The following is an 18,097-nucleotide window of genomic DNA, read 5'->3' on the forward strand; positions in this document are numbered from 1 at the left end:
AATAAAAATGGTCTGTAATGGATTATTATTTTTGGTTTGACCCCGAACTAGCTTCGGGGTTTTTTGTAAAATGAAGTGATATGAAAACTAAAACTGTCCTATTGGTTTTGAGTGTGATGTGGCAAATGTTGGTGCATGCACAGGTAAAATTGCCGATGCTGGCAAGTGGCGAGGCTATTCCCAATGGCAACCCTACAGGCTACGGTAGGTTATCGGTGCCGTTTTATAATGGGCATAACATGGGATTTGCAGCTGTTGCTTCCAGCACTCAAAAGGATTTGTTTTTACAGGGAACTGATGGCCACGGCAGAGGAACCTATCTTTACTTGTACAAAGGTTTATCGCCCGATGGCATTCCAATTTTTGCTGAGCCTATTAAAATTAAAGTACCGTTTGAAGATAAGGGAGATAATAGGGGACTTATCGTACAGGATAAAGACGGGCAGATTTACGGCGTTTGGGCCTTTGGTGCAACACTTCGTTATGCGAAATTCAATAAAAAGGATTATAGCTTTTCCGAGTTGAAACGTATCAATATCAAAGGGCAGCCCAGAGGTTACTCCAACTTTGGAATTTTACCATTAAAGGATGGCACATGGCAGTTTTTATTTGTTGTGGGAGAGGAGGGCGTATTCAGTAACAACAAAGAGTTTCCAAAAATGATCACCTACAACGCAGAAGGTTTTTGGCCCTATGATTTACGTAAAATGGGGATTTTTGGTGGTGCTGCTCATAGTTTGGATGTTGCTCAAGTAAATATTGAACAATTAACTGAACTTAATCAGGCGCTTTTTACCATTGATGGGTTTGCGAAGTTGAGCGTCGGTAATAATAGTTATGTGCTTTCGGGCACTCGTTTGGGCAATATCTTATTTTATCAGTTAGATGAGAAGAAAGGCAGGCTCTCGCCACGCAAATTTGCAATAGGTACTGACGGCTTGCTGCTGCGTAATCCGGGTGTACATTCGTCGCCTGCATATTTCTACGATAGCGAGGAAAATCAAGGCTTAATTACCGTTGGCGAAGGAGGATTGTATTACTATAAAAATACCTCGAAAATTGATGCCAAGGGAAATTTAATTATGGAGCAACCAAAACATGTGCTGCAGCAAAATCCGAAGTTATATGGAGGCTCTCTGGTAATTCCATCAATGGCTGATTGGGATGGCGATGGAAAATTGGATATCATCTCAGGAAATTCCATGGGCTTTTTGTTTTTCTACAAAAACATTGGAACTAACGAGCAGCCCGCTTTTATTGATCCTGAACCTTTGGTGGCCGATGGCAAGATTATACATGTTCAACCGGGCTACAGAGAGGATATTCAAGGTCCTGGAGAGGCTCGATGGGGCTACACTTCCCCTAATGTGATAGACTGGGATGGCGATGGTTTGTTGGATATCATCACTGGTGACAGCAGAGGAAAGTTTATGGTTTATCTCAATATCGGTACTAAAACAAAGCCAAAATTGGATCGGGAACACACGCTTTACCTAGATGGTTTGGATATGTACGGCACTTGGCGCACCCGACCTGGTGTTGCAAAATTAGGTAACCGAATGGCTTATATCACGCTTGATAAAGATGATGAATTTCATTTGTATTGGCAATTGGATAAATACAATTTAGAAGATGGTGGAAAGCTTAAAATGGGCGATAAAAATATTAGGGGCAACAAATTAGGAGGTGGCACTGTTGGCAGGGCAAAATTTGAAATCGTTGATTGGGATGGAGACGGCATTAAGGATTTATTGGTAGGCACTTATGGAAAACAATCCATTCCTGATACGATAAGCGGATTGCCAATTCATATGAAGCCAAAACGAGGATCCACAATCTTATTCATGAAAAATAAGGGAACTGATGTTAAGCCAAATTATGAATTTCCGAAGGTACTCAAGTTCAAAGGGCAAAATATATCCTTAGGCGGACATGAAATTGGCGGATGTATTGCTGCCATTGGAGGCGGTAAAACTCCGATGAATTTGATAGTGGGCATTGAAACTGGGGTATTTATGTTTTATGAAAGAAAAGATTTAAGCTGGTGATTAAAGCATATTAACTTTTTGGTGTCAGTTATTCAGCTGATTGCTAAAACCAATGTCAATATCGTATAAATATTAGCCAATAACAGGCAAAATTACAGTGCAGGAGCAAACTAACTTTAGTTCACTTAAATATATCCTGTATTGTATGAAATTGAATTTAATGTGCCGGCATCTGCTGTCGGGCAAACAACTAGCTTTTGTCTCCATCATCTTCATTGCTTCTATTGGTTTTGTTAACATTGCCAATGCTCAATTATTGGCGTGGCAATTTGCTTTACCACAAGCCAGTAAAGGTACTGAGGCGAGTATCAAAGCAACCACCAACAACCAGTTTTTAGAAATAGCGCAACTCACCAGAGGCGAAGGAGTACAGCCCAAGCAAGGCAATAGCAGAGGTTTTAGTGGTAATTTTGGGGTGGATGAGAATTATGATGATGCCCAAAAGTCTAACGCTTATTTCCAATTTGAAGTAAATCCTAAAACAGGATATGAGGTAAGCTTAACTAGTTTAGATGCAATCCTGCGCCGACAGGAACAATCGGCACACAAGTATCGTTGGGCTTACAGTTTAGATGGTAAGAACTTTGTTAAAATTGGCGATGCAGATGTGGAGGTAACTTTCACAGGAAACAATGGCATCAAGCAGCAAACCATCAACCTTTCTAGCATCAAGGCTCTTCAAAAAGTAAGTCGAAAAATCACTTTCCGATTGTATGCCTGGGGCGCTTTAACTAACCAAGGTAAAGCAATTGCATTTGGTTTCGGAAAATCAGATTCCAAAGGAAGCAATGCGCTGGTTGTAGACGGTACAATCACTAAGAAATAACAATCCATTAACCAAAGTAAATCATATGAAAAAACTTTTACTACTCATTTTGCTAGGCTTCACTGCTTTTTTTGCAGGGGCACAAGGAAAAATTGGCTATTTGTCATTTACCTCCGGCTCCTCCTCGGCCAATAATTTAAACCCTCAGGACAATCCAATAGAGGGAAATTATAAGTTGGATGGCCTTACCAACATGACACTTTCAAGAGGTGGCGGATTAACTTATACCAATAACTCTACTTACAGTTACGTAGGTTTGCTTCCAGCTGGCGGCAACCGGGCAGATGCCATTACCAACAACGTTTATTACGAGTTGAAGCTAAATGCAGCTAGCAAGTTTCTGTACCTGAAAAGTTTAGATTTTAGGTTACGCACTGCCGACGCTTGGACTGCAGCTGATGTTACGTACCGATGGTTTTATAGCATTGGCAACACCAATAACTTCGTAGAAATTGGCAATGCCGATGTACTTTTAGGATTTACAAATACCAATGGAGATGTAGAGCCCACCATTGATTTAAGTGGAATTGCTGCCTTACAGCAAATTGCGCCTAATACCAACGTATATTTTCGCATTTACGCCTGGGGTGCTAAAGCTAAGCAAAGCGATGGTGTAACTGATGTTTCGACCACTACTAGAGGTTTTGGCTTTGGTAAAAGTAGTGCCTCAACTACAGAACTAATTACTTTTAAGGGTTACGTAGCCGAAGGACCACTAGCAGCTACTTGGGATTTCTCCAATATCAATGCGAGTACTTATGCAGCTGAGGTAGCAAGTAGTTTTCAGCAAAGTTGGTTGAGAAAATCTACAACTGAAAATACCCTTTTGCTTGTAAGAGGTGCTGGTTTAGAAAAAGCATCTTTAAATAATGCTTATGCCGTTACCTATAAAAGTCAGGTGCTTGAGGATATCCCTTTAAGCTTTAATGATGCCGTAACTAAAGAAACATATTATAAAATAGATTTGACCGGAGATGCAGTGAACTATACTCAACTATTGGGATATAGAATGAAGTTTAGAGGGAATAGCACTACGGCTACCAACGCTAGGTGGCAATTAGTTTTGGGAGATGGTGCTAATGAAATATCTCCCTCAAGCCCAGTAGTAAATTTAGGCAATGATGTTCCGCTAAGTGTAGATGTTGATGGTATTTATTACAGTTTGGCCTTAGCTAATACCGATCTTAGCGCTGTTATTCCGCCGGGAAAAAAAGCAGAGCTACGCTTATATGTATGGGGAGGAACTAGTACAACTGGTGTTTTTGGTTTAGGCCGATTGGCCAGCGAAACGCATTTGCAACTCTATGCGCAAACCCTAACGCCAGCAGCTTATTTGCAGGTACTTCCGGTAAACCTAATCTCTTTTAAAGCAACAAAACAAAACAGCGCTGCTCGTTTAACTTGGTCTACTGAAAGCGAACAAAATAATGCAAATTTCCATGTGTTAAGGGCTGGCGATGATCGAGTTTTCAAAAAAATCGGGCAAATCAATGGAGCAGGTAACTCAAGCGATGCTAAAACCTACAACTTTACAGATTTTCAACCACTTAGCGGCAATAATTACTATCAGCTAACTCAAACTGATTTTGATGGCAAAACCGAGGAAATTGGAGAGGTACAGCTGCTTAACTTCGATAACTCAAAAGCATCGCTCACTATCCTGAATGGAAATCAAAGTGTTAAAGCACTATTGGTCACATCAAAAACCGCAAACGCCAAAGTAGCGCTTCATGGAGTTTCAGGGAATTTGATTTACCAATCGGCAGTAAGCCTAAGCAGTGGTGTTAACCAAATTGAACTTCCAGTAAACCTAACTAACGGGTTGTATATTCTTCAAGTGAAATCGCAGTTTGGAGAAAGCTGGAGCGCAAAATTTACCAAATCATACTAAGTAATAATTGATGTTATAAAATAACTTAAAATATTTAGCCTTAGCTGATTTGGAAATCTTAAAAAATGAATATATTTAGTTCATAAAATATAAACGTGATGAAAAAATTATTACTTACGCTTTTTATAGCGTGCTTTACCGTGGTGTTTGCTAATGCACAGGATGCGCCTAAAAAACCAACTTCATTTGCTTGGAATAAAGCAGCGTTAACTGAAATCGGTTGCAATGCAGACCAAATCAAAAAAATTGCTACAATTAAAAAAGATGCTACCGAAAAAAGAACAAAAATTGAAGCAGACGCTACTTTAGACGAAAAAGCAAAAAAGACCGCAATCAAAGCTGTTGTTAAAGAAAGAAACGAAGCAATGATGGCGGAGTTGAACGACGAGCAAAAGAAAAAAGTAGAAGAAATTAATGCGAAATTGAAAGAAGAGGCAAAAGCCGCAGGCAATCAATAAACTCAATAACTTTTATGAAGAGGGATGGATAGTGTTCACTGTCTGTCCCTTTTTTATTGTTTTAACTTTCCGGAAATCGTGTCCTTGTTGCTCGTTGTAAAGGCAATCTCAAACCCTAGTTTGAAGTTCACTAATAATGCTAATATCCTACAAAAATTGGGAAATAAAAGTAACAGTAATACCGTAACATTGCGTTAAATTAGCAGCATACTAAATGGCAAATAGGAACTTTTCTACGAACTTGCCCGCAACCAAATATATTGAAAATGAATACTAAGATCTTTTTTGGCATCCTCGCCTTGTTTGTTCTCCAGTTAAAAGTAGCTAGTGCTAAAGTGGTACTGCCATCTTTTTTTTCCGATGGCATGGTGTTACAGCAAAATTCACAAGCCGCGATATGGGGTAATTCAGATAAAAATACAGTCACCATTACCTCATCTTGGGATAAAAAGAGCTACAAAGCTTCGGTTGCATCTGGCAGTTGGAAGGTAAAGTTGGCTACACCGGCGGCGGGCGGCCCATATACAGTAACAATTGATGACGGGGAAAAAATTACTTTGAAAGATGTCCTGATAGGTGAAGTTTGGGTGGCGTCGGGGCAATCAAATATGGAAATGCCTCTTCGCGGTTTTAAAGATCAACCAGTAGCTAATGCTGATGAAATTATCAAGAACGCTAAAAACGATAAAATACGATTGTTTTTAGGTGAAAAAGTAACTTGGTCGCGTCCTTTGGCAGATGTGAAAGGCCAATGGAATGCTGCCAGCACCGAAGTAGTTGCCGAATTTAGTGCGGTTGCTTACGGTTTCGCTAAAAACTTGCAGGCAAAATTAAAGGTGCCTATTGGAATTATTCAAGTGGCTTGGGGCGGTACGCTGGTACAAGCGTGGATGAGTGCCAAAAGTTTAAATCCGTACCCTGATGTTACCATACCTCAAGACAATAACGCTGCGCTTGAAAATAAAAATGTAGCTACTGGATTATTCAACGGGATGATTAACCCACTTTTGGGCTATCAAATTAAGGGGGTAATGTGGTATCAGGGCGAGCAAAACCGACACGAACCAGAAAATTATTTAAAGATGTTTCCAGCAATGGTGGCCGATTGGAGGCAGCGCTGGAACGTAGGAGAATTCGCTTTTTATTATGTGCAAATCGCTCCTTACATTTCCAAAACAGAAAAGTTATCCAAAGCTTCTCTGGAATTGCAGCCTAAAGTTCCTTTTTTAAGGGAAGCACAATTAAAAGCGGAGAAACTCATACCCAACTCGGGGATGGCCGTAATCATGGATGTGGGTGCGCAAAACACCATTCATCCGCCAGATAAACAAACCGTAAGCGACAGACTGACCGCAATGGCTTTAAACAAAAGCTATGGGTTTAAAAATGTGCCTTATCAAGGTCCAGAATTTGTAAGCCAGGCTATTAAAGGAAGCAGCGTATGGTTAAAGTTCAATTATGCAGATGGGCTTTATTTCAAAAATGGGAATAGCAATAACTTTGAAATAGCAGGTAAAGATCAGGTGTTTTATCCTGCTACTGCTAAAATAACTAAGGATGGAATAGAGGTTAGCGCTACGCAGGTGCAAAACCCCGTTTCGGTGCGTTATGCATTTAAAGCTTGGGCAATGGGCGATTTATTTAATAAAAATGGCTTTCCAGCTTCCTCGTTTCGTACAGATAATTGGGTGATACCAATGTAATTTCCATCAATTGATTAGCCACAGATGAAAATCAAAGTTATTATCGTTTTATTGCTAATGCCATTTTTGGCAGCAGCTCAAGCTAGCAAAAGTACTAAGCTATTTTTGCCCGAAAAATACGACCATTACCTAGAACTGCCTTATAAGAAAGTTGGAAATTGGATAGGCGTAATGGATTTGTTTATTCCGCAACAGTCAAATAAATCTACTCCCCTGGTGCTTTTTGTACATGGTGGCGGCTGGACTCAAGGCTCAAAAGGAACAGCAAACCAATTTAAAATGTTTTTTAACGAAGGCTACGCCGTGGCCACCATCGAGTATCGTTTAGCTAAGGATGCTCCAGCACCAGCTGCTGTGGAGGATGTACGATCAGCCTTGTGCTACCTACTGAACGAAAGCAAATACCATATCGACCCTGATAAAGTGGTATTAATGGGTGGTTCCGCAGGTGGCCATTTAGCGCTATTGGCCGGTTACATGCAAAGCAACAAGCAGTTTGATCAAGATTGCAGCTATCAAAAGCCCATCAAAATTGCTGCGGTAATAGATAAGTTTGGCATTACTGATGTTTGGGAATATATCCATTCTAAAAGTGGAAGTCGCAACGCCATTTGGCTTGGCGATAAGGCCGAGGAGATTTCTTTCGCAAAATTATTATCGCCATTGCAATATATCAATCAAAATACGCCACCAACTTTTATCGTTCATGGCACGGCTGACCCATCGGTAAATTACCAGCAATCTGTTAACTTAAAAAAATTGCTTGATGCGAATGGCGTGAAAAATCAAATGATTACCATCCCCGATGGACTTCACGGCAAATTTACCTCGCAGCAAAACGCCGAAATTAATACAGCAATCATCAAATTTTTAAAAGAATTAGGGATTTAAACTAAACCTCAAAGAGAAATCAATCCAAAATGAAACAACTATTTATACCTTTTGCAGCGCTGGTGGCACTTCTTCTTTTCGCTTTTACTTTTAAAAAAGCGAGTGTTGTAACGCCTGCGGATAATCCGAAATTAAAGCTATTGAAATACAATAACCCAGGTTTAGTGGTTGATTTAGGGGTTGGCCTTTGGGCTTGGCCGGTTCCTGTGGATTGGGATGGTGACGGTGATATGGACCTTTTAGTTTCCTGTCCTGATAAGCCTTTCAACGGCCTTTGGTTGTTTGAAAATAAATCTGGAGATAAAATTCCGGTATTTGAAAAGCCAGTTAAACTTGGCCCTGCGGTAAAAAATATCCAAATTTCTTATACCAACAACGGCAAAGCACGTTATACTACGCCCGGCGTTGAATTGCCTAATTTTAAGGCCGACTTAGGCAAAAAGAAAGTGAAGCTATTTCCAGCTGATTCTATCCTTAAGGATTTGAAAGGTCGCAACCGTTTTAATCAATGGAAGTTTGTTGATTTTGATGCTGATGGCGATGATGACATCATTGTGGGCATTGATGATTGGGGTGATTACGGTTGGGATAATGCCTATAATAAACAAGGCGTTTGGACAAACGGGCCACTTCGAGGCTTTCTATATCTAGTTGAAAATAAAAACGGCAACTATGAAAACAAAGGTAGGTTAAAGGCTGATGGAAAGGATATTGATGTGTACGGTGCACCTTCTCCAAACTTTGCTGATTTTGATGGAGACGGTGATTTAGATATCATTTGCGGTGAATTTTTAGATAAGATGACTTATTTCGAAAATATAGGAACCAAGCAAAAACCTAAATATGCCAAGGGAAGATATTTGAGCAACGAGTTGGGAGTTATCAAAATGGATTTAGAAATGATTTTGCCAACGGCCGTAGATTGGGATGGAGACGGAGATGTTGATTTGGTGGTAGGAGATGAAGATGGGAGAGTGGCACTCATTGAAAATACGGGCAAAGTAAAAGACGGTATGCCTGTGTTCAAATCGCCGTTTTACTTTAAGCAAAAGGCAGATAATGTGAAGTTTGGTGCCTTGGCTACGCCAGTAGGGGTAGATTGGGATAACGATGGCGATGAAGATATCATTGTAGGGAATTCTGCCGGATATATCGGTTTCATCGAAAACTTGGGAATGAACAATGGTATGCCAAAATGGGCTGCACCAAAATATTTAGAAAGCGATGGAAAAGTAATCCGAATTCAGGCCGGCAGCAATGGCTCAATTCAAGGCCCTGCCGAAGCTAAATGGGGCTATACGACGGTTTCCGTTGCTGACTGGGATAATGATGGTTTAAAGGATATCGTTGTCAACTCCATTTTTGGTGAAGTGCTTTGGTATAAAAATATCGGCACAGCCAAAAGTCCTAAATTGGGCAAAGCACAAAATGTGAAAGTGAAATGGCCTGCCAATACTGTTCCACATAAACCTTCTTGGAACTGGTGGGATCCAAAACCACAAACGTTAGTTACGCAGTGGCGTACAACACCTTTTGTGGTAGATTGGAATAAGGATAAACTTGCCGATATCGTAATGCTTGATACTGGCGGTTATTTAAGTTTTTTTGAAAGATATAAGGATGGCAATGAGTTGTGGTTAAAGCCCGGTAAACGTATCTTTGAAGGCACAAAGGGTGCTGCATTTGATCAGAAACACACAGTTAAAGACAGCTTGCCGGGTACGCTTCAACTAAATGATGGAAAATTTGGCCAAAGCGGTCGCCGAAAATTTACTATTGTGGATTGGGATTGCGACGGTGCCTTGGATGTGATAGTCAACAGTAAAAATGCCAATTTCCTTAAAAATGTTGGCGCCAAAAATGGAAAGGTTCAACTAAGTGATGAAAGTTATTTAGATGATTTGGTGCTCGCAGGTCATGATACCAGTCCAACTACGGTAGATTGGAATAAAGATGGTATCCCTGATTTGTTGATAGGTGCCGAAGACGGACATTTTTATTATATGTTAAATCCAAAAAGCCAAAAAAAGTAAGTTTTATGTTCGATAAAGAGCCCATTCAGTTGACTTTCAGTAATTTCGGACATACCGTAAACACCGGACAAGTGTTTTCTTCGGATAATCAATGGATAGTTTTTGATACTAGAAATAATGATGGGGATATTAAAATCACGGATAGCATTGGGATTGTAAATACGCAAACTGCCGAAGAGAAAATCATTTATACTGTTCCTAATCAATCGCAGTTTGGCCCAGGTGTTGGCGCAGCAAGTTTTTCGCCGGTAGCTAACCGTGTAATTTTTATCCACGGCATTCGCAACGCAAATGAACAAAAACCTTATGATTTTACTCGTAGAACTGGTGTAGCAATTGATTTGGAAAACCCTCAGCAACCTATTTTTATGGATGCTAGGCAGCTTGATTCACCATTTACACAAGGTGCTCTACGGGGCGGTACGCATGCGCATTCGTGGAGTGGAGATGGTCAAATGATCAGTTTTACGTATAACGATGAGGTGATGGCGCAGCTGGCTAAAACCGACGATTCGGTAAAGGATTTACGCACTATTGGATTGATGTTTCCAAAAAAAGTAAGTGTCAATAAAGCTACCGATCTGGAAAATAATGATGGCGAAATGTATGCTGTGTTGGCTGCCGAAGTAACGGAACATCCAAAATTAGGTACGGATGAAATAGATAAGGCTTTTGATGAATGTTGGATAGGTAAGGATGGATATTTAAAACCCGATGGAAGCCGGCAGCAAAAAGCAATTGCATACCAAGGAAATGTGAGGAATGAGCAAGGAGCTACTATTACCGAAATTTTTGTAGTTGATATTCCGGAAAATATTGCCTTACTAGATTTTGGAGCAGATATCGCGGGTACAACTCGCACTAGGCCTGCAGTTCCTAGTGAATTGAAGCAGCGCCGTATTACCTTTTCCAAAAAGGGCGTTCAAGGTCCCAGGCATTGGTTACGGAGCAGTCCAGATGGTGCGTTGATTTTCTTTTTAGCTGAAAATGAGAAGGGTTTGATTCAGGTGTTTTCTGTATCTCCAAACGGAGGTAAAGTTAACCAAGTTACAGACAATTCTTTTTCTATCACCAGCCCTATCAATATCAGTCCTAATGGTTTGTTTATTTCCTACATTGCTGATCAAAGTGTGTTTATTACCGCAATAGCCTCTGGTAAATCCACAAGATTAACACCGCAGTACGAAGCACCTGAACAACTCAATGGTGCTGTATTGTGGTCTAATGATAGTAAAATGTTGGCTTTTAATAGATACGTAAAATCAGCCGATGGTATTTTCTTGCAAATTTTCCTGCTGGAGATTTAATCAGGGCAAATTATCGATCTAATTGGATTTATTGTAGATATTCTTTGTAAGTGGCGGAGTAGTTACGAAACCGTTTTGAAATTAGCCGCTGCTTCAATGGCTCCGTTACTTGCAAGGAAAAATAGCTGATGATCAATCAAAAAAATCCAGAATGCGGATTAGTTATTCAACTCAATGTGATTTTCTGACTTCCAAAAAAAAGAGTTGGGTTTTTAGGTCCAACTCTTTTATTTATTACAATGTTAACATCGCTATTCTGCTCTCTTCAAGCCAAATTTTTCAATTTTGCTATACAGGTGACTTCTTTGTATGTCAATATCGTCTGCAGTTTTGGAAACGTTCCAATTATTTTTCTCCAATTTAAACTTGATGAATTCTTTTTCAGCAAAATCCTTGTACTCTTGGAAATTGTTGAAACTATCGTAATTAAAGCTTCCGCCTTGTCCGCTAGAGCCGCTTGATGTACCAGCGCCAACATTGGTGCCGCCACCCGGATTAGCAAAGGCAACTACGTCTTGTTCGGTAATGGTTTTATCGCTTAAGATAATTAGACGCTCAATCATATTGCGCAGCTCACGTACGTTACCAGTCCACGGTAAGCGTTTTAAGGCTTCCATTGCACCATCCGTAATTTTTTTGGTAGGCATGCCGTACTCGCCGCAAATTTCTTCTAAAAAGCTTTGTGCAATCACCGGAATATCGTCTGTGCGCTCAGTTAAATGCGGTACATGAATGTTAATTACGTTCAAACGGTGGTACAAGTCCATCCTAAAATTGCCGTCTTCAATCTCTTTCAACAAATCTTTATTGGTTGCCGCTACAATTCTAACGTTAACGTCAATTTCCTTCTCGCCACCAACTCTGGTAATTTTGTGCTCTTGTAAGGCACGCAGTACTTTTGCCTGTGCCGACATGCTCATGTCGCCAATTTCATCCAAAAACAACGTACCACCGTTGGCCAACTCAAACTTCCCAATACGTTGCTTTACTGCCGATGTAAATGAGCCTTTCTCATGACCAAACAATTCACTTTCTATTAATTCAGATGGAATTGCAGCGCAGTTTACTTCAATTAACTGACCGTCTGAACGATTTGATTTTTCGTGCAACCATCTGGCTACTAATTCTTTGCCGCTACCATTAGCACCAGTAATCAGTACTCTGGCTTCGGTTGGAGCAACCCTGTCTATAGTTTCTTTGATCTTGCCAATCGTATCTGAATTACCAAGGATATCACGGGTTTTACTAACTTTTCGCTTTAATACTTTGGTTTCCGTTACTAAGGAACCGCGGTCTAAACCATTACGTACAGTAATTAAAAGTCGGTTTAAGTCAGGTGGTTTAGAAATGAAATCAAAGGCGCCTTTTTTACTAGCTTCAACGGCAGTTTCCACAGTGCCATGTCCAGAAATCATAATGAAAGGAAGGTCGGGTTTAATGCCCAATGCTGTTTCAAGCACTTCCATGCCATCCATTTTATTCATCTTGATGTCGCAAAGAACCAAATTATAATCGTTCTTTTTGATCATCTCTAATCCGTCGATGCCGTTGTCTACATCATCAACTTCATAGTTCTCGTATTCTAATATTTCTCTAAGCGTGCTGCGTATCGCTCGTTCGTCATCAATGATTAGTAGTTTTGCCATAGAGGTTTTTAGCTATTTTTCTTATGCGAAGATATTATTTTTTCTGAAATGTATAGTTTTTTGTACAATTTGCTTTTATAACCCTGAGATACAAAAGTTGTTTGAATTTTTTATGCTCGCCAAACAAGCACTTTTAATTCAGTAAGTATTTTCGTATTTTTGACTAATGGGCAGATTAAAAATATACGATATCAGTATTCCTCGTGAGACCATACTCGCCGAGCGAGAGACGCTATATTTACGTAAATCTGCAGAGCAAAAAATATTTACTTTGTTGCAACTGAACCGTACTGCTGTGCAGCTTAATGGAGGTAAGCCATTAAAACAACCACAGGGTAAAGGTCTTCTTATCCGTAAACCAAGCCATAGCTAATCTATGTCTTTCGACAAGGAAAATGCCGAAATGCTGCAATTGCTAAGTGTCTTTCAAAAACACAGCGTAGATTATTTAATTGTTTCGCTCTTCCAGATTTGTAATCTCGAAGCACTATCTCCGGATTTGTAATCCGAATTTAAAATTCAATTTCTAAATCTGGAATGCGCAGGGGCGGATTTTAAATCCGTGGATAAGGATTCCGGATTGCAAATCCGGAACAGCAAAGCTAATCTGTTTGTACATTAAGCTTTGACAAACCTCTAGCAAACTCGATATAGGTTTGTCAAAGCTTGCGCATAGTGCTAATTGTTTCGCTCTTCGAGATTTGTAATCTCGAAGCACTATCTCCGGATTTGTAATCCGAATTTAAATCCAGCTTCCTAAATCCGGAACAGCAAAGCTAATCTGTTTGTGCATTAAGCTTTGACAAACCTCTAGCAAGCTCGATATAGGTTTGTCAAAGCTTGTGCATAGTACGAGTTGATGTTAATTAAACCTGATAGGAGTGAAAATACTTTTTGTTGGCGTCATCCTGAGCCTGTCGAAGGATTGCTGGTTAATAGATGTTTCGATAAACTCAGCATGACGATGATGAAAAAGGCAGTTCCAACAAAAAGATTGTAACGGATAGCAGGGCTGAAGCATCCAAGAACCAATGCCTTGCTTTTCAAAAAAGAATGATTGAACAAAATTCAGTAGTTCAAACAGTTAACCGATAAAAACAATTTGACAATTAATCAATTCAACAATTTCAGTAATCAGAAAAATAGCTTATCTTTGCAAGCAATTAATTAATTTAAATTCACTTTAATATTATTCAAGTAATGTATTTAAGTCCAGAAAAGAAAGCCGAAATCTTTAATCAACACGGCGGAGCAGCATCTAACACAGGTTCTGCAGAAGGTCAAGTAGCTTTATTTACTTATCGTATTGCCCACTTAACAGAGCATTTGAAAAAAAATCGTAAAGATTTTTCTACTCAATTAGCACTACAAAAATTGGTAGGTAAGCGTCGTGGTATTTTAGCTTATCTTTACAAAAAAGATATTGAGCGTTACCGTGCTATCATCAAAGCTTTATCGCTAAGAGATATCATTAAATAAGAGCTTTTATCAATAAAGCCATCCAATTGCGGGTGGCTTTTTTGCTTTGCAAACAAAAGAACGTATAAACGTATATATAAACACCGGTGTGCAAAAAGAGGAAACACACCATAATTTTTTTTAAATGAATGTAATAAAAAAATCGTTCGATTTGGGCGATGGAAGAATTGTTGAAATTGAAACAGGCAAATTAGCAAAACAGGCTGATGGTGCTGTGGTAGTAAAAATGGGTGATACCATGTTGTTAGCAACGGTTGTGTCAACTGTTGGTGCTAAACCAGGTACTGATTTCTTGCCTTTATCGGTAGATTATCAAGAGAAATATGCCGCTACTGGTCGTATTCCAGGTGGTTTCTTACGTCGTGAGGCTAAATTGTCTGACTATGAAGTATTAATTTCTCGTTTAGTAGATAGAGCTTTACGTCCGTTATTTCCTGATGATTACCATGCTGACACGCAGGTAATGATCTCTTTAATTTCGGCAGATAAAAATATAATGCCAGATTGTTTGGCAGGTTTGGCGGCTTCTGCAGCTTTAGCAGTGTCTGATATTCCTTTCAATGGTCCTATTTCTGAAGTTCGTGTAGCAAAAATTGACGGTAAGTTGGTAATTAACCCTTACTTAAGCGATTTAGAAAGAGCTACATTGGAGTTCGTAGTGGCTGGTTCTGCTAACGATATCGTGATGGTAGAAGGCGAGGCTGATGAAATCCAAGAAGAAGAGATGGTAGAAGCTTTGAAATTTGCTCATGAGGCAATCAAAGTACAATGTGCCGTTCAGTTGGAGTTAACAGAAGCAACTGGAAAAACTGTAAAACGTGAGTACAACCACGAAGATCACGATGAGGCCTTAAAAGAAAAAATCTATGCTGAAACTTACGACAGAGTTTATGCTATTGCTAAATCTGGTTTAGGTAAAGATGAGCGTTCTGAAGGCTTTACTGCCATCATCAACGAAATTTTAGATGCTTTCCCTGAAGATACAGCAGATTTAACTAAAGCTTTGGCTAAACATTATTTCCATGATGTGCAGTACGATGCCGTACGTAACTTGTTGTTAAATGAAGGCATCCGTTTAGATGGTCGTACAACTACACAAATCCGTCCAATTTGGAGTGAAGTTGGTTATTTGCCGGCAGCTCACGGTTCGGCGGTATTTACCCGTGGCGAAACTCAATCATTAACATCAGTTACTTTAGGTAGTAAAGATGATGAGCAGATGATTGATGGCGCTTTCATTAATGGTTATAACAAATTCTTGTTGCACTACAATTTCCCTGGTTTTTCAACTGGCGAAGTTCGTCCTAACAGAGGTGTTGGTCGTAGGGAAGTAGGTCACGGTAACTTGGCTATGCGTTCGTTGAAGAAAGTATTGCCTACAGGAGCTGAAAATCCTTACACTATCCGTATTGTATCTGATATTTTAGAATCTAACGGTTCTTCATCAATGGCAACCGTTTGTGCAGGTACTTTAGCATTAATGGACGCTGGTATCAAAATCAAATCTCCAGTATCGGGTATTGCAATGGGTTTAATTACCGATGAGAAAACTGGAAAATATGCTGTTTTATCAGATATTTTAGGTGATGAAGATCACTTAGGTGACATGGACTTTAAAGTTACTGGTACTAAAAATGGTATCGTAGCTTGTCAAATGGACTTGAAAATCAATGGTCTGTCTTACGAAGTGTTAACCAAAGCATTGTTGCAAGCAAAAGATGGTCGTTTACACATTTTAGGTGAAATGAACAAAACTATCGCTGAACCTGCTTCTGATATGAAACCACATGCACCTCGTATCGTTTCTTTAACTATCGATAAAGAGTTTATTGGTGCGGTAATTGGCCCAGGTGGTAAAATTATTCAGGAAATGCAACGCGAGACTGGCGCAACTATCTCTATTGAAGAGGTGGATAACAAAGGTATCGTAGAGGTTTTTGCTGATAATAAAGCTTCAATAGATGCAGCTGTTGCTCGTATCCGTGCCATTGCTGCTAAGCCAGAAATTGGTGAGGTTTACACTGGTAAAGTGAAATCTATCATGCCTTTTGGTGCATTCGTAGAAATTATGCCAGGTAAAGATGGTTTGTTGCACATTTCTGAGATTGATTGGAAACGTTTAGAAACTATGGATGGCGTATTGAAAGAAGGCGAAATCATTGAAGTGAAATTGTTGGATATCGATAAGCAAGGTAAAATGAAACTTTCTCGTAAAGTATTGTTGCCTCGCCCTCCAAAACCTGAAAGTGCTGCTCCAGCTGCGCCACAAGGTTAATAAGTAGCATTTCAAATAACACAAAGAGCCGTCCTAAATGGATGGCTCTTTTGCTTATTACCTTACCTTCTTTTTATAAAATTAGCTATCGCTTCACTTTCTAACTCGTTATCACCAAAGTTAAAGGCAGCCAAACTGTATTGCATTTCAAATTGTTCGTAAACCATACATTTTGGAGAAGTAGGCTTAAATGCATACATTATATATAAGCCACCGCCGGAATTAGGGCAGGTAACGCATACCAAAATAGTTTGGCAATTTTGATTAGCAGTGGCCTGCCATTCTGCCCTGTGAGCATCTACGTAAGCATTAATCTCATCCCAGCATAAACCATTAGGGTCTTTCACTGGGCCTACAATTGGTATAAACACATTATTGTTAATCGAAACTTTTTTAAGATACACTGTTTTTTCTTTTTCGGTTAGTGCTGCCTTAAGTTCTGCTTTAGTTCCTATTATAACTGCGTTTTCTTCACCACCTTTAATTGCTACTTGCATATTCACCGAAAATCGATCCTCTTTCTGTGGTTCCACTTCGTTTTTTTTACAGGCAAAAAAGGTTACAAGCGTAATAGCTAACATTCCGATAATTTGAATAGACTTTTTCATGATTTCTTATTTTAAAGGTTAATACTTGATTGATATTTATGTGATATCAACTCGAAGTGAAATTTGTTACCCCTTAGCTTAAGATCATTTATAACTTAATGTACGGTTTGTCTTTTTGCCATAATTGTTATTATCAAAGAATTTGTAAATTGCGATGATTGTTTCAACCGAGCTATTGATTTAACAAAGTCGTTAAAGAAGCAATCTTATAACATAATTTAACATTGCATTGTGCATAGCAGTAACCAAAAAGCCAAATGAAACACTTAATAGCCCCGTCCATATTATCAGCAGATTTTGCCAACCTACAACGTGATGTAGAAATGATTAACGAAAGTGAAGCTGATTGGTTTCATGTTGATGTCATGGACGGTGTTTTCGTACCCAATATTTCTTTCGGATTCCCAGTAATTGCAGCAGCGAAAAAACACGCTAAAAAGCCATTCGATGTGCATTTGATGATTGTTGACCCGGATAGATACATTGCCGATTTTGCAAAAGCTGGGGCTGATATCATCACTGTTCATTACGAAGCGTGTACCCATTTGCATCGTACCATTCAGTTGATCAAATCAGTAGGATGCAAAGCTGGTGTTGCTTTAAATCCACATACACCAGTACAATTACTAAAAGATATTTTGCAGGATATTGACTTGGCCTTGGTGATGTCGGTAAATCCTGGCTTCGGTGGTCAGCAATTTATACCGCAAACGTTAAATAAAGTGGCTGAATTGAAGCAAATGTCGCTGCAGCTCAATCCTAATTTATACATAGAGGTTGACGGTGGTGTGGGCATTCAAAATATTGCATCTTTAATTGAAGCAGGTGCCAATGTTTTTGTAGCCGGTAATGCGGTTTTTGCAGCGCCAAGTCCTACGCAAATGATTGCTGAATTAAAAAACGTTCAAATCAACACGCAAAGCATCTAAATA

At 39.5% G+C, this 18,097-nt stretch carries 14 protein-coding genes; 12 read left to right on the top strand and 2 right to left on the bottom strand.

Annotated elements, in window-relative coordinates; translation table 11 throughout:
* The first annotated feature begins 80 nt into the window (after positions 1 to 80).
* The 8 genes from DUT68_RS14030 to DUT68_RS14065 all read left to right on the top strand — a co-directional run bounded on the left by DUT68_RS14030 (position 81) and on the right by DUT68_RS14065 (position 11,157).
* Positions 81 to 2,048 (top strand): FG-GAP repeat domain-containing protein, encoded by a 1,968-nt coding sequence (locus tag DUT68_RS14030; protein ID WP_113638844.1) that lies wholly within the window; start codon positions 81 to 83, stop codon positions 2,046 to 2,048.
* A 145-nt stretch (positions 2,049 to 2,193) separates the two neighbouring features.
* Positions 2,194 to 2,874 carry a hypothetical protein gene (locus tag DUT68_RS14035; protein ID WP_237088343.1) on the top strand — a complete coding sequence of 227 codons (681 nt, stop codon included), beginning with the start codon at positions 2,194 to 2,196 and terminating at the stop codon, positions 2,872 to 2,874.
* Positions 2,875 to 2,899: 25 nt separating this feature from the next.
* Positions 2,900 to 4,765, top strand: a complete 1,866-nt coding sequence (locus DUT68_RS14040) for a hypothetical protein (RefSeq protein WP_113638845.1) — start codon at positions 2,900 to 2,902, stop codon at positions 4,763 to 4,765.
* Positions 4,766 to 4,863: 98 nt separating this feature from the next.
* On the top strand, positions 4,864 to 5,223 hold the full coding sequence (locus DUT68_RS14045) for a hypothetical protein (protein ID WP_113638846.1): 360 nt from the start codon (positions 4,864 to 4,866) through the stop codon (positions 5,221 to 5,223).
* A 266-nt stretch (positions 5,224 to 5,489) separates the two neighbouring features.
* Complete coding sequence (locus tag DUT68_RS14050) at positions 5,490 to 6,926, top strand: sialate O-acetylesterase (RefSeq protein ID WP_113638847.1); 1,437 nt, start codon at positions 5,490 to 5,492, stop codon at positions 6,924 to 6,926.
* Positions 6,927 to 6,950: 24 nt separating this feature from the next.
* On the top strand, positions 6,951 to 7,817 hold the full coding sequence (locus DUT68_RS14055) for an alpha/beta hydrolase (RefSeq protein WP_113638848.1): 867 nt from the start codon (positions 6,951 to 6,953) through the stop codon (positions 7,815 to 7,817).
* A 29-nt stretch (positions 7,818 to 7,846) separates the two neighbouring features.
* Positions 7,847 to 9,850: an FG-GAP repeat domain-containing protein gene (locus DUT68_RS14060; RefSeq protein ID WP_113638849.1), complete on the top strand. Its 2,004-nt coding sequence runs from the start codon at positions 7,847 to 7,849 to the stop codon at positions 9,848 to 9,850.
* 5 nt (positions 9,851 to 9,855) lie between these two features.
* Entirely contained in the window at positions 9,856 to 11,157 is a 1,302-nt protein-coding gene (locus tag DUT68_RS14065) for a DUF3748 domain-containing protein (protein ID WP_113638850.1), read from the top strand.
* 251 nt (positions 11,158 to 11,408) lie between these two features.
* On the opposite strand, the gene DUT68_RS14070 is transcribed toward DUT68_RS14065, so the two are convergent.
* Positions 11,409 to 12,803 (bottom strand): sigma-54-dependent transcriptional regulator, encoded by a 1,395-nt coding sequence (locus DUT68_RS14070; RefSeq protein ID WP_113638851.1) that lies wholly within the window; start codon positions 12,801 to 12,803, stop codon positions 11,409 to 11,411.
* Between the two features lie 166 nt (positions 12,804 to 12,969).
* Between DUT68_RS14070 and DUT68_RS14075 the strand changes: the two genes are divergently transcribed.
* The 3 genes from DUT68_RS14075 (at position 12,970) to pnp (ending at position 16,557) form a co-directional block, all read left to right on the top strand.
* Positions 12,970 to 13,176 carry a hypothetical protein gene (locus tag DUT68_RS14075; RefSeq protein WP_113638852.1) on the top strand — a complete coding sequence of 69 codons (207 nt, stop codon included), beginning with the start codon at positions 12,970 to 12,972 and terminating at the stop codon, positions 13,174 to 13,176.
* Between the two features lie 827 nt (positions 13,177 to 14,003).
* Positions 14,004 to 14,282 (top strand): 30S ribosomal protein S15, encoded by a 279-nt coding sequence (rpsO, locus tag DUT68_RS14080; RefSeq protein WP_113638853.1) that lies wholly within the window; start codon positions 14,004 to 14,006, stop codon positions 14,280 to 14,282.
* Between the two features lie 124 nt (positions 14,283 to 14,406).
* Entirely contained in the window at positions 14,407 to 16,557 is a 2,151-nt protein-coding gene (gene pnp / locus DUT68_RS14085) for a polyribonucleotide nucleotidyltransferase (RefSeq protein ID WP_113638854.1), read from the top strand.
* A gap of 62 nt (positions 16,558 to 16,619) precedes the next feature.
* On the opposite strand, the gene DUT68_RS14090 is transcribed toward pnp, so the two are convergent.
* Complete coding sequence (locus tag DUT68_RS14090) at positions 16,620 to 17,165, bottom strand: hypothetical protein (RefSeq protein WP_113638855.1); 546 nt, start codon at positions 17,163 to 17,165, stop codon at positions 16,620 to 16,622.
* A gap of 257 nt (positions 17,166 to 17,422) precedes the next feature.
* Here DUT68_RS14090 and rpe point away from each other — a divergent pair, with 257 nt between their 5' ends.
* A complete protein-coding gene (rpe, locus tag DUT68_RS14095; protein WP_113638856.1) occupies positions 17,423 to 18,094 on the top strand; it encodes a ribulose-phosphate 3-epimerase in 672 nt (223 codons plus the stop codon).
* Positions 18,095 to 18,097 lie beyond the last annotated feature (3 nt).

The organism is Pedobacter zeaxanthinifaciens (assembly GCF_003313335.1).
GTDB lineage: Bacteria > Bacteroidota > Bacteroidia > Sphingobacteriales > Sphingobacteriaceae > Pedobacter > Pedobacter zeaxanthinifaciens.